Source organism: Parapedobacter composti (assembly GCF_900112315.1).
Taxonomy (GTDB): Bacteria; Bacteroidota; Bacteroidia; order Sphingobacteriales; family Sphingobacteriaceae; genus Parapedobacter; species Parapedobacter composti.
Map to the genome: position 1 here is coordinate 22,056 of NZ_FOLL01000022.1, position 12,812 is coordinate 34,867.

11 protein-coding genes are annotated in these 12,812 nt (G+C 48.5%); 2 read left to right on the plus strand and 9 right to left on the minus strand.

What is annotated here, in order from left to right; genetic code table 11:
• Positions 1–36: 36 nt before the first annotated feature.
• From BM030_RS17385 to BM030_RS17405, 5 genes are all read right to left on the minus strand, one after another.
• Positions 37–300, minus strand: a complete 264-nt coding sequence (locus BM030_RS17385) for a 50S ribosome-binding protein YggL (protein WP_170845806.1) — start codon at positions 298–300, stop codon at positions 37–39.
• A 125-nt stretch (positions 301–425) separates the two neighbouring features.
• On the minus strand, positions 426–1,226 hold the full coding sequence (gene cas6 / locus BM030_RS17390; RefSeq protein ID WP_090974889.1) for a CRISPR-associated endoribonuclease Cas6: 801 nt from the start codon (positions 1,224–1,226) through the stop codon (positions 426–428).
• Between the two features lie 354 nt (positions 1,227–1,580).
• The gene (locus BM030_RS17395; RefSeq protein ID WP_211657651.1) at positions 1,581–2,141 is read right to left on the minus strand and encodes a thermonuclease family protein; all 561 of its coding nucleotides are present in this window, start codon (positions 2,139–2,141) and stop codon (positions 1,581–1,583) included.
• Between the two features lie 4 nt (positions 2,142–2,145).
• On the minus strand, positions 2,146–2,811 hold the full coding sequence (locus tag BM030_RS17400; protein ID WP_090974891.1) for a response regulator: 666 nt from the start codon (positions 2,809–2,811) through the stop codon (positions 2,146–2,148).
• A gap of 11 nt (positions 2,812–2,822) precedes the next feature.
• Positions 2,823–4,514 (minus strand): tetratricopeptide repeat-containing sensor histidine kinase, encoded by a 1,692-nt coding sequence (locus BM030_RS17405; protein WP_244519036.1) that lies wholly within the window; start codon positions 4,512–4,514, stop codon positions 2,823–2,825.
• A 93-nt stretch (positions 4,515–4,607) separates the two neighbouring features.
• Here BM030_RS17405 and BM030_RS20375 point away from each other — a divergent pair, with 93 nt between their 5' ends.
• A complete protein-coding gene (locus BM030_RS20375; RefSeq protein ID WP_262987350.1) occupies positions 4,608–4,742 on the plus strand; it encodes a hypothetical protein in 135 nt (44 codons plus the stop codon).
• A gap of 455 nt (positions 4,743–5,197) precedes the next feature.
• Positions 5,198–6,097: a hypothetical protein gene (locus tag BM030_RS17410; RefSeq protein WP_090974892.1), complete on the plus strand. Its 900-nt coding sequence runs from the start codon at positions 5,198–5,200 to the stop codon at positions 6,095–6,097.
• 209 nt (positions 6,098–6,306) lie between these two features.
• On the opposite strand, the gene BM030_RS17415 is transcribed toward BM030_RS17410, so the two are convergent.
• From BM030_RS17415 to BM030_RS17430, 4 genes are read right to left on the minus strand one after another with little or no spacing between them, the layout of a single operon-like run.
• Positions 6,307–7,326, minus strand: coding sequence for a hypothetical protein (locus tag BM030_RS17415; protein WP_090974893.1), 1,020 nt, complete (start codon positions 7,324–7,326; stop codon positions 6,307–6,309).
• Positions 7,327–7,345: 19 nt separating this feature from the next.
• Positions 7,346–8,149, minus strand: a complete 804-nt coding sequence (locus BM030_RS17420) for an endonuclease/exonuclease/phosphatase family protein (protein ID WP_211657652.1) — start codon at positions 8,147–8,149, stop codon at positions 7,346–7,348.
• Positions 8,150–8,160: 11 nt separating this feature from the next.
• Complete coding sequence (locus BM030_RS17425) at positions 8,161–10,341, minus strand: DUF5689 domain-containing protein (protein WP_139215936.1); 2,181 nt, start codon at positions 10,339–10,341, stop codon at positions 8,161–8,163.
• Between the two features lie 20 nt (positions 10,342–10,361).
• A complete protein-coding gene (locus BM030_RS17430) occupies positions 10,362–12,791 on the minus strand; it encodes a DUF5689 domain-containing protein (protein WP_139215937.1) in 2,430 nt (809 codons plus the stop codon).
• Positions 12,792–12,812 lie beyond the last annotated feature (21 nt).

Below are 12,812 nucleotides of genomic sequence, written 5' to 3' on the forward strand. Positions count from 1 at the left end.
AACCGCCGCAAGCCTTACCCGCTTGCGTCTTTTTCTTTACTCCACCTCCCACAAATCCACCAAATTCCCGACCTGAAAATCCTCCACATTCGCGGCAAACCAATTTTCAATATCCTTTGCCTGCTCAATGGTCACCGATTCTCGGCTTTTGTTTCGAATGTAACCTACTGTATCTTGCCCAAAATCTAGATTCCTCCCTGTCAAGCCAAGAAGTAAAGGCTCCAAGGCAGGCGGGATCTCTTCTTCCTTGTCATCGTCTGCCAATATAATCCTACCGAATCCTCCTCCAGTGAATTGCATGGACTTTAATTCCAACATTTCAAATATCCGATCAAGGCCTCCATTATCTGCTCGAAAGCGGACGGCAATGCGATTTCGCTGTTCATTTCCATGCGAGAAAGTTAGCCCTCCAAAACAACATAACCTTACGGTTTCCCGTAACCCAAACACCCCATCCCCAAGCTATTATAATTTCCTATACCGCTATTGTACACTAATTCCAACGCCTCATTGCATCCTGTCAATTTTAACATAAAATTGCTCCAACCCCGTATCGAAGTCTCCTCAGCCGAATTTGCCTTTATCTTCACCAGCCTCGATTTTGGAGCGCCCGCTTCAAAAATTACTGAAGCAGACACATCGCTAAAAGCAACCTCAGCCTTTTCTTCTCCGTAGATAGCCGCATACTTGCTCATCCAATTACCCAGCAAAATAGGTATGAAATCAGCGTCCAGCGGTGACCGGTAATGATGTTTACCCGACTTGTCCTTCTTACTCACCACGATGGGCGATAATAAGGAGAACACCATCTCTGAAATAGCGCAGGAATCCTTTCCAATAAAAGGACTGGCCAAACTTTCTACCTGGACCACACGAAAAACTTCCCGACTCCGTCTATTAAACAAAATCAGTTCCTGATCCTGAAACAACCCTTTGATGAAATTCTCGGCAGCTACCGGAAGATGGAAGCCTATCTGTAAAGCAGCGTCCCCGCCAACAAGCTGCATACGATCTCCTTGCGACTTGAATGACACCTTTAAATCTGAAAAGGTAAACAGTTTGAACGTCTTCTTACCAATGGGATAACCCTGATCATGCAAAAATGTAGCGTACTCGCCATCAGCTTTTGCTATTATGCTATATATTGCTCCTGTAAGCAGATACTGATAGGAAAAAGGGAGTTCTTTTTCTCCGCCGATATGCAACAAAGACAGGTTGAATCGCATTTATAAAATAAGTTATCTGTTCGAGTTTATAACCTATAACAGAAGGCCTTGGAAATCGCAACGTCTACCCGGTCTAGGCTGCTGTTATTGGTCAATGCTAAAGTTAAGTGTTTCCGGTTAACAACTCAAAACAATGTTGGTATTTTTTTTTCGAAATCGAGATGGTATCTGGTGTTCTTCGCATTAACTTGCCTGGTGGCATTGCCGTCAACGCTGAAAAAAGAAACAAGATCGTGATGGATGCTTTCATCGTGTTGCAAATCTTATTCATGTATGCTGCCATTTGCTTACGATGTCAAAAATACAAGGCATAGGTGTCCGCTCCTTACGGGAAACCGTAAAGACGCAATTACTTCAAAAAGTTCCGGCCCATAGCCCCCGCTTTTCTTGCCGGGCCTGCTGCTGCAATGCTGCGAATAGGTCTGCGTATTTTACATTGGGTGGATGGGTATCGGCAACTGCATAGCCATGGGCTACCAGATGTGCATTGAGAAAAGTGCCGTCTGTAAGATAAACATAAGCCAACAACCGCTGGTATCGATCTTTTTTCTGCACATCCAATTCCAACCGGACCCATTGGTGCTCGGTAAGTGCAGTAACGTATTCTTTGGACGCTAAGCCAAAGTAGCCCTTCTTTTTGTGGCCGGTATTACGGGTTTCGGGCGCGTCTATACCGATGAAGCGTACTTTTATTTCTGCGGTACCCTCTTTTACCCAAAACGTATCGCCATCAACCACCTTAGTTACATAGACATAGCCCTTTTTTGCCGTATGGGTATCTGATAGGTGATATTTGCCCACTTGGACGCACCCGCTCATCAGCCATAGCGAGAAAAACAACACTGCGGATATTGCCTGGTATAAGGGCCATATCGGCCGGACGTCAGTGGAATTAGGTTGATGGCTTTTCTTCATGCAGTTAAATAATGTCAATATCCTTGCAGTAAGCGATGAGCTGCTCGTTGTTGGAAAAATCTAATACTTCCTTGATTAAGTTGAGGCGCTTCTCCACGCTGCTTAGTCCAGAAGGTTTGATGTTTTTTTGCTGCAGGTAATAGGGTATGTCTTTTTGCAGCACGCCTTGCGAAAGCAGCTTGATGATCGTAACGTCAAAAGTGGTAAATTCATAGGAATTTCCCGCCTTGACGGTTTGCTTCAAATCGGGTGACAGATACGTGTGGTGCTGATAGACGGCATGGATGGCTTGCTTGAGGCTCTGAGCATCGCGCCGTGCCTTACGCACATAGGCGTCAATCGAGAGCGTTTTAAACAGGTTGTCTACGATGGGTGCCCTGTTTTCTGCCGAGAAGACGATGACTTTCAGTTCTGGCTGTACTTCTCTGGCAGCCTGAATAAGCGCCTTCCCGTCCACAAGCGCTTGCTTGCAGTGGTCCTCTTCAAAATAAAGGTCTGTAATGAGTAAATCGTAGGGTTGGCCGGCCTTTATCGCATTCCGTATCCAGGTAAACGCATCATCACAATAATAGACATACCTGGTATCGGCTATGCCAAGTTCGTCTAATGTTTTTTGTACCGAAATATTCGTTAACTCGTGGTCTTCTGCTATCAATACTTTTTTGAACATCCGCTAACTGTTTAAGAGACGGGAAAAGAGAGGTGTATTTTTAATCCCTTTTCGACCTCGGTGTCAAAGGTAATGAGGCCGCGAAGATTTTTTATACGGTTTCCCGTATTGGTGAGACCATTGCGATAGGTGAACGGCTTAGGCAGGCCGATACCGTTATCGCTGTAATGGATATGGAGTTCATGGCCTACTCGCTCAAAACGCACGGCTACGTGGCTCGCCCGGCTATGTTTTTTCATATTGACCATAAGTTCTTGCAGGATGTGCTCTACCTCATGCCTGGCTTCTGGCGTCACGTTTGCCCATAGGCCAGAATTATTCCCTGCGATGATTACTTTGGTTGCGTCTGATGCAAATGAAGTAAGCAAATCGGTTATCTTATCGTTGAAATTTTGCTGATTGGCCGAAAGTCCGTTGGTCTCGGTATCATAGGAGATATCGCGCGATTTCTCATACATGGCTTCCAGCCGGTCTAAAATTCCCTCCCTATCGATATCGTTTTTGTTTTCGATTTCGGCCATAACGCGGTACAGCCCGTTGGCCACCACATCGTGCACTTTCTTGGACGTTTTGAGCTGATGGGCCTTTATCTGGTTTTGAACCTCAAGTTCAAGTCGCTGTTTTCGCTTCCGGTGCCAGTACATACCGCCTGCCAATAAAGCGATAGCTGCGATGGCAACAATCGCCGTCAATATGCGCTGCCGACTGATTTGATAGGCCTTTTCGGCATTTTCTTTCTGAAGTTTAAGGTTGGCCGCCTTGTTCTTTTCAACCTCATAACGGATAAGCGCAAATTGGTTTTTGGCCGCGGCGCGAACAAGGGCAACACTGTCTTTGAGCGCCGTATAACGTTCAAAATAACGCTGGATGGAATCAGACGGGCTAAGTTTGATGAGCCTATATAAAGCACGGATCTGATCGTCCGCACTGTTTACCCGCCTGGCTACGTCATATAGCTTACGTGCATAGAACAACGCTGAATCTGGCTGTACCGGCGCATAGTAATCGGACAGATGGGTGTAGCTGGAATTCTGCCCCCACCAGTCGTTCTCCCTCTCCCGGATGTGCAAAGCCTTTAAAAAATCGGCAGCAACGTCATTATCGGGGTGTTGCCGCCACCGGGCGAGCGTTAGGTTGGTCAATATCCGGGCATGCTCCCGCTTATTGGGACCGACTTGTTTCAGTGCTCGTTCTAATATGGATATAGCGCTATCATACTCTCCCCTGTCATGATAGACTTTTGCTTTATTATTCTGGTAAACCTGTGTAGCCGACGAATCATTCGAATATTTAATCGCGGCATCATAAAAGTTTAATGCACGATCATAGTCCTTTAAAGAATAGGTGGCTATACCAAGATTGTTGAAATTTGAACTTAAATAGACGTGATGCTTGGGATTGTTCGCATTCAGGTATTCCATAGCCTGAAGAGATGTTTCTTGACCGCCGAAATAGTCGTGCTGATCCGTCTGCGTGATGGCCATCTGAATTAAACAGTTGGCGGCATTTAAGCTGTCATTGGCTTCTATGAACAAATCTTTCGCCATGTCAAAAGCCAAAAACGCACTGTCCGTCTTACCCTCATCAAGGTATTCAAATGCGCTGTCATAATAGGGATTGCGAATAGCGGCTTTCTCTTCGCCCTTTTTGCTTGTGCATGCAAGGAAGGTGGCTAAAAATATGCAACAGTTTAAGCTTTTCAATTAGATTCGAATTTGATTCGAATTTAACGAAAATTAAGAAAAAGGCAGCTTCCCGCTGCCTTTTTTTGGTATACGCGCACACTAAGGGAGTGTTTGAGTGGGCCTTGGGGGGCGAACCTGACCAGTGTCGCCACCGGTACCGCCATCACCACCATCACCACCGCCTGTTTGCACAGTGAACTGACCGTTATTGGAATTGCTGCCCGACGGGCATCCCAGGCCCAGTAGAAGGGCTAAAATGAACTTCAAAAACATGATTCAAAAAATTTTAAATGATACCCTCGTAGGTCCGTGCGAACCGTTCGCGCGGACTGCTACATGTAATTTTTTCAGAAGGCCTTCTGAAGTTTCTGGGAAGCAGGAGATTCAATCGCGGGAGCAGGCAACTGCTTCCCAAACCGGCCGCCAACCACCGCGATCTCTTCTCGTTTTGAAATCGGTTTCGTACATTTACTTCGATTACGAATCAATGCTTGAACTGATTTCTAAAGCAAATTTATGACGGTTAACAAACTAAATATCAGTTAATTCCGGTATTTCTGATATTTCCGCTGCAGTTCCGGAAATGCCGAAGTAATTCCGGGAATTCCGGATGGCGAAACAGTGATGAAGCAGTGATTTGAGGATACCGGGATTACGGGATTCCGTAAATTCCGGCGTTTTGGTTGTATAATTTTGTGGCGATGATTGATAGATTTATCGAAGAAGTAAGAAATGCTTGCTTAGATTTAGGCCGCAGACAAAGCCTGCCCGGTGAACTGGAAAACCCTTCGCCAGCAAACCTGAAGATCTATTGCTTGAAGCTGGTGAATGGGCTCTCCAGAGAAGACAAACAGACCTTTACTGAATTTTTCAATCCGTTTAACGAAGACGTCGACCTGGCTACAAGGATCGAAAAGTTTGATTTGGATAAACTTAAGCCCCTGCAACATTTCATAACCGGCAGGACCACAAAGCCTAAGGAAAACATCGCGAAATTAGCTGCCGTGCTGATTGATTTCCATCCCCGCCCCTATAGTAAGTGGCGGGATGCGGCGAACAGCTCAATCCCCGACGATATAGCCATCGAAAAGGATAACAGTGGCGATGCGGACGTGCCACATACTGAAGGGGACGGATTAGGCGCGGAAGTTAAGCCGGCTGTAGGAGACATGCCGCCTTCCGAAAAAAAAAGCGGAGAAAAGCCCTCGAAATTTAATGTGTGGTTGAAATTGTGGAAGCCTGTTTTGTATGGGACAGTGGCCCTAACAATAGTTGCTGCCGCGTTATCATCAGCAAGGAAACAATGCATGTACTGGAAAGTAGACCGCTATGTGCCTGTGCATTGCCATGAGAAAATCGCAGACGTGGAAATTATTCCGGTAGATAGGGATATGGTAAAACGATTCCGGAAAATTACGCAGCCGGACACGCTGACTTTGAACTCGGTGGGGAAAGTATGGTACGGTAAGCCCACACCAGATAGCGCGGAGTTTTATACCATGGCGGGTTCTTTTCCGAAGGATAGACGAAAAGAATTAAAACCAGCATCGGAATATATTATTAAGAAATATGTGCTGAACAAACACAATAAGCCGCAATAACACACCGTACCAGCTTTTCAAAAACGAAAGGCAGACATTGACAATATCATCGAACATCTTTTTGCTGCCATCAAACTTCACGGTTACGCGGAATCCGTTTAAGGAATTGAAGACATGCTAAAAAGGTAAACCGCCAGTAAATATAATTTCTGAAGGTTACGTACATATAAGCACTCAAGACGGCTTCCCGTCTTGAGTGCTCGCGAGTTTTAATCCTCCATGTTCTCACCATACTGGAAAACCGTGTATAGGTGGACGTTGTCTACAAATACCCGGTTGCCCGCATCTGACAGGCCCGATCCGGTGGTCAGCCTGATCTGAATGGTGGATACATCGACATGGGTATCGGGCTTCTTGATGCTCAAGGCATGGAGCGATTGCTCCCACATGTTTGTGGCAGCCATGGGCGAAAGATGGTCAAAATACCCTAACTCGATCACGCGCTTGTTCGTTCCGTCTTCAAAGATGCACCCGTTCAAAATCTCTACGGTGAGTTTATTGGCGTCTGGCGCTCCTGTGGGAGCGATATACGACACGGCATTGAAACTCAGCAACAGGATGCTGTCTTTTTCGATGCCCGGAATAATGGGGGAAATGAGATTGGCCCCATGGGATTCGCTACCGAGCTTTACGTGGCCGTTGCGCCCATAGCAATGCGCTTCTGCTGCTCCATCCGGTATGGTGGAGGTCCAACCGTTGCTTTGCTGGGCTGCACTCCAGTTTTTTATCAGGGTTTCCCTGGTCTCGTCAAAAGGGTTTGCGCTTCCGTATTGCAGCCAAGCGAAGTTTTCCGAGAAACGGACACGATGCCCTTGATATATCTTTACAAAAGCCGCCAGGAAATTTGCTTTACTGGATAGCGACAGTATCCCTGAGCGGCGGCTAAATGTGCCTTCCAACGGCTTTGTTTCGACAATGAGGCGGGTTATGTTATTCTGAAGGTCTTCTACACGTTCGACGACCAACCACTCTTCCTCGTCATCTGTCTGAAAGAAGATATCAAACGGCCGGTTGGAAGAGATGTAAAACGTGTCTCTGCCGCCTTCGATCGGCACATCCACGTCGATGGCAAGGTCTTCGCTATCCTGGGTCTTGGACACGATCAGGTAATCTGACCTCCCATCGATGTGATCTTCCTTACCGCAACTTCCGAGCATCGTACTGATACAGGTGATAAACCAAAATATCAGGATATGCCGTGGCATATTGGTCTTTTTATTTCTTTTCATTTTTACAATGCTTTTATTCTTATTGGTTTGTGATGATCAGATCGGCCAGCACGGGCAGGTGATCCCTGTCATTCAGCGTGGTAAACGGAGCGGATACATTCATGATCTTGATATTCGGGCTGGTAATGATATTGTCAATGTTGAAGCCGTCTTTGCGCCCGATCGCCCTTGATGTGGGAGCCGTGCAGAACCATCCCATATACCCCCCATTGGCAATATTGAAGCCTTGCTCCTGAAAGCGCAGTTGCTCCCCGTCAAATGCATTCATGTCGCCCATGCAGATTAGGTATTCATACTTCTTCATTTCGGATATCATCGAATCAAGCGCGGCTTCGTGCCACTGCTTTTGCCACGGGATGTGGGTGCACATGACCGTAATGGTCTTGCCTCCCAGCTCCAAATCGCCTATCAGCGCGTAGTAATCGCCACCCCACGACTGCTGGCGGAGGTTGGTGAGCCGGTAGTTGGTGGCTATGCCATTGTAGATCCAACGATGTTCGGCACCGAAATAGACGTTGTTGTAATAGGGGTTGAGCAATTGTTCTTCGCTATTGAACGTGCTGTCTTTATCGAAAAAGCGATTCCACTCGTTCACGGCAAAAATATCCATGCTTTGCTGACCGATCCACTTTCTCCAGTTGTTTAACTCGGCTCTTGCTTTATCTCCGCTTTCCTGGAACCCGCCCAGGGATCCTTGATTGAAATGGCCGACGTTGTATACCCCGACCCTGAGCTTGATGGGTGCGGTGTCAACTGACTGCCCCTTCACATCTGAATGGGCCATCCACAGTGCTATTACCACACAAAAGAAACGTATTGACATAGAAACTGATTTTATTTGTTGTAACGAATGGCTAAATATCCAATAGCGCAATTGCTCGGCCCGGCAATGGGTTCCGTTGCATAGGTGTTACCATTGCTCGCCAGGTTTTTGTCTACCATCAGCCGGAGGTATACCCGTGGCTTACCCAGCATTTCTGAAGGTAGCCTGAAATTCATGTTCTTATAAGCGGGCAATTGGTGCAGCAATGTGTTGGACCAGTTGGGGGCGTCAGGCACGGTGTATTTGGCCACCGCTGTCCAGACGCCGTCCATGTTGCCGTGCTCCGACCATTCTACCTTCCAGTAGCGCGGGGCTCCTGCCCCGGCGGAAGCCCAGTTCATCGCTGTCAGTTGGAGCGACAGCTGATCGGTAGACACCCCGGCTGTTGAAAACTCGACTAACCATGCTTCTCCCCGGTTGCGTTCATGATTCCACCACGGGATATTTGCGGCAATACCACTGGCAGCGGCGCCTCCTTTCCCATCGTTGTTGGTGTTGGCGTGGGTATTCTGCTTCATCCCGTTGATCAATACGCCCGTGCCATACTGGTTGTTGTTTCCTAAATAGTTATTGCCACACGGCCCCAGATAGGAATAGTCTGAGGTGGCGGCAATCGATGCGCCGGTAGAAACCGTGATACGTCCATTGCCGCCATGGGTGGGCAATGCCACCCCGGCGGAGATGTTGGGGTATTGGTATTCTGCCAGTAGTTCAGAGAATCCATTTTCGACCTGGGGTGTAAACTGGATGTCGTCTCGGGTTACGTGCCGCATCTGATACCGGCCGATATTGCCGTATTGGTCCTCGTTTGCCGCGTCTTCGTATTCGAAGCGGGGGAACTTCTCGTGCACGATGATGCCGGATATGGTTCCGGACCCATAGGGCAGCACAGCCCCGTCTCTGCGGTATGGGGTGTGCATGTTGGTATATAGGTACATGCTGTTGCCCCGGATATCTCGCATCAACAACGGATATTTGGTGATTCTGTGGGCATTGAACAAGGGGGTGTATCCTTCATTCACGGGCGTAAAAGAGCCTTTTCTTACGGGGAACTCGCTGTCTTTAAGGGTTACAAAGGTAAAAATGTCATCGTCGGTCAACTCATGCATGTACTTCTCTTTTCTGACCAGGTTGCCGGGACCTCCCTGCACCTGGCTCATCACTTTGTCTGAAGTGACCCCTTTGATCGTATAGAAGTCTGGATTTGTTTCCATTTCTACAGTGGTTCCTTTGAGAAGCAGCTGGACCTTGCCATAACGCTGGAACACATTGTCTTGTATGGTGGCGGTCTCGATTCGGAATCCATACCGGCCATCTACACTCTGGATATAGGCTGTACGGTCGTTCAGCGTGTAATTGATGGCCGTGGGGGTTGTCTGTAAATTGTCGCCCATGTTTTTGTTCCCGGCGTCGCTGATGACATAGCCCTCGATGAAGAGATCAGATGTGATCCGCTCGCCGGCCCAAAGGCGTATTTCGGGAAATGTGGCTGCGGTGCCAAACAGATTCTGGGCGTTCGCTTGCAATAAATACAAGGTAGCGACCAACTGTTCGCCCCATCCATCGGTAAAGGACAACCGGATTTGCACGCTCCGCAAATCATCCATGGATGGGTTTGGCTTCACCGTGAAGCTCAGCAACGAATCTGTGGTGTTGTAGGAGAAATCGCCGTCTACCCAGTCGGTTTGCTCGTCATTCGGGTAGATGACTTGAATATCCACGTCATCTAAATCGATGTTTGTGCGTAGTTTGCTAGTGACCCTGCCCCCGTCGCCCAGCACGGTTGTGTTGAGCGTAGGGAACAGCAATTGGGGCACCTTGGCACCCCGCTGCTTCACATAAATGGTGTCATAACGGCCGCTCTCGGCCGCATGTAATGTGATGAGCCCCATTCTTGGAAAGCCGTCGTTGGCGTCATACGCTACCCGGAATGCCGTATCGCCCTGCAGATCGGACGCATGGGGGCTCATCCATTCGGCATCTTCGGATACCAATACGTTAAACCGCCCATTTGACAGCACGTTTACGTTCAACTCTCCCGCATCCGGTGATACGACGTATTCCCGCGTCTCGGCGCCCAATTCGGAAAGTCTTGCAAGCTCTTCCATTTCTCGCTTACACCCCTGCGCTGATAGGATAAAGAGGAATAAGGAGGCATATAGGTATTGGGCAATAATTTGTCGTGATTTCATTGTTTTCATAACCATGATAATTATTGAATGTATTGGATGGCCACCATGCCAAACCTTGCGTTTACCGGCGTGTTGTAGGTAGTGCTGGTGATTCTTCCTGTTTCTGCAGTATTGGCTCCGGGTTCTGCACAGATGTTGTTTTTTGCTTTTAGCTTGACGTATACCTGGGGTTGGTTCAATAGCTGATCGGGCAACCTGAAGCTGTGTGAAATCAAACCGATGCCGGCAAACGTCCAGTTCTGCCCCCATCCGGCCAACGGCCTTACACAGTAAGTGGAGTTTGGCAGCAGGGAATAGTTTGCCCCATCAAGCGAATACTCCACTTCCCAATAGGCAGGTATGTTCAGCGTTGCGGCCGACCCGGAGCCCCCTCCTTGCGTGAAGTTGATTAATAACGACCGGGCAGAAAGGCCTGCGGTAGAGAAATTGACAACCAGTCCTTCACCTTTGTCCTCGGCCACGTTCCACCACCTTGCCTGGTACTGGATGGCACTTGCCGGGACGTCTTTGGAGTTGGGATTGGTATGGTATACCGGATGGGCGCCCAGCGACGGGTTCAGCCCGGTTACCGTACAATTCAGTGTGCCGGCACCGATGACGGGCAATACATTGCCTGCCCCGTCTCTTGAAATTGTGCCGGCTGCACTGACATCACTGCCGTTTCTCATCCAATTCCACTCTACGAGTGTCTTTGCCAGACGTTCTTGATCCAACCGGATATCAGCCTCGTCTACGGGACGTATCGCATACCTACCGATGTCTCCGGTGCCGGTTCCATACCGTATCAGCTTGATGTGCACGACTATTCCGGAGAGGGTACCCGAGCCCTTGGGCAGGGTATTCCGGCTCCATGGCGTGATGGTATTGACGACCATATTGATGCTCGACCCCTGTTCATCGAAAACACTGGTTGGGATGGCGTCGGTATACGGTGTGGTGGCTCCCTGCATATTCCAGTTTGAGCGTATCGTGTACCCGACGTTTACATTGGTATAGGCTCCGTGCTGGCAGGATATGGATGTATTGCGGAGTGTGACGAAGGTATACATGTCATTGTCTGTCAGCTCGGAAATGGACCTCACCTTATTGACCACATTACCCGGTGTGCCCGGTTCGTTTTTTTCGATATGTGCGCTGGTCAGGCCTTTGATGGTATATCGGCCGGGATCAGCTTCCTTGACCAGTGTGAGGCCGTCCAGTGATATGGCAACCTTGCTGTAACGGGTAAGGATGTTCTGTTCTTCATGGGTAAACAGCAACCTGAATCCATATTGCCCATCCAACGACTGGATATATGCTGTTTTATGGGTTTCCGTGAGGTTCATTGTATTGAACGTGAGGTTGGGGTTGGTGTCCATATTGGGGCTGTCTTTATCGCTGACAACAATCCCCTCCAACACTTTCAGCGGCGCATCAAGGACCAGTTCGCCGGATGCTGTTGTGATGTGCTCCCGTAATTCTTCAAAGGAATAGTACTCATGGTCTTCGGCCGTCTGGCTGATGCGGTGGGTGAAGTCTACCAGCCGCTGGCCGCCCACGGATAAGGTGAGCTTGACGTGGGCCACGCGCTCGGCTCCGGAATCGTTACCGCGCACCGCAAGTATCAACAGGCTGTCATTAGCCAAGGACACGTCTTCAACCCATCCTGCTCCATGGTCGTAAGCGACCGACTTTTCGAAATGCGGAAAATGCACTCCCACGTTGCCGGCCAACAATACGGTGTCTATCCTCGGTGCTTTGGTCAGTCGCGATTCTGTACGGTTTTTATGGGTCAGGAAAGCCGCATCTACTGTTTGTTCGATATCGGCATGGGCAAGGTATTCGTTGTCAAAACCGTCGACAAGCCTCAGGTAAATCCTGACGGCCCGTGTCCTCCCCATATCGTTTTCCAGGGCATCGAAAACAACGCCCTCACTGGTGACGGCTGCATTGGTGATCCATCTTTCAGACGTCTCATCATCATACAGGTAGTCGATTTCGACGTCCTTGAAGTCATATTTCAAGTCAGAAACAATCGGCAAGGTGGTGGGAAGTGCATTCTTCGATACGATATATTTCGACTTTGAGAACCGGAACGGAGACTCCAGTCCTTTCTGGATAATGACCACCGCTATGCTTTCATTTCCTTTGGTCAAGATGAGGGAGACCCTCCGTGCCGCGCCGAAATTCTTGGAATACGTAAATTCGATGTCTGAATTCCCGTTCCCCTGCAGTTTGTTGATGGAAACCCAATCCACCTCTTCAGACAACCGGGCGGTCCATCCGCCATTGGCATAGACCATAATGTGTGTCTTGCCTTCTGCGGCTTCGAGGTGAAGTTCGGTTGAGTTGACTGCCAGCGACAGGTCGATGTCTGATTTTTCTTGGCATTGCATTAACACAGGCACTACCAGTATGAGCCAAAAAAGCCGTTTGAGCCCCCATGTTTTGCATAAAAATAACACTTCCATATTTATTTGTTTAGCATGTTG

What these genes read in the sequence shown, in the direction of transcription:
- BM030_RS17385 (WP_170845806.1), bottom strand. Translation starts at nt 300, where the DNA reads ATGCAATTCACTGGAGGAGGATTCGGTAGGATTATATTGGCAGACGAT.
- cas6 (WP_090974889.1), bottom strand. Translation starts at nt 1,226, where the DNA reads ATGCGATTCAACCTGTCTTTGTTGCATATCGGCGGAGAAAAAGAACTC.
- BM030_RS17395 (WP_211657651.1), bottom strand. Translation starts at nt 2,141, where the DNA reads ATGAAGAAAAGCCATCAACCTAATTCCACTGACGTCCGGCCGATATGG.
- BM030_RS17400 (WP_090974891.1), bottom strand. Translation starts at nt 2,811, where the DNA reads ATGTTCAAAAAAGTATTGATAGCAGAAGACCACGAGTTAACGAATATT.
- BM030_RS17410 (WP_090974892.1), top strand. Translation starts at nt 5,198, where the DNA reads ATGATTGATAGATTTATCGAAGAAGTAAGAAATGCTTGCTTAGATTTA.
- BM030_RS17415 (WP_090974893.1), bottom strand. Translation starts at nt 7,326, where the DNA reads ATGAAAAGAAATAAAAAGACCAATATGCCACGGCATATCCTGATATTT.
- BM030_RS17420 (WP_211657652.1), bottom strand. Translation starts at nt 8,149, where the DNA reads ATGTCAATACGTTTCTTTTGTGTGGTAATAGCACTGTGGATGGCCCAT.
- BM030_RS17425 (WP_139215936.1), bottom strand. Translation starts at nt 10,341, where the DNA reads ATGAAATCACGACAAATTATTGCCCAATACCTATATGCCTCCTTATTC.
- BM030_RS17430 (WP_139215937.1), bottom strand. Translation starts at nt 12,791, where the DNA reads ATGGAAGTGTTATTTTTATGCAAAACATGGGGGCTCAAACGGCTTTTT.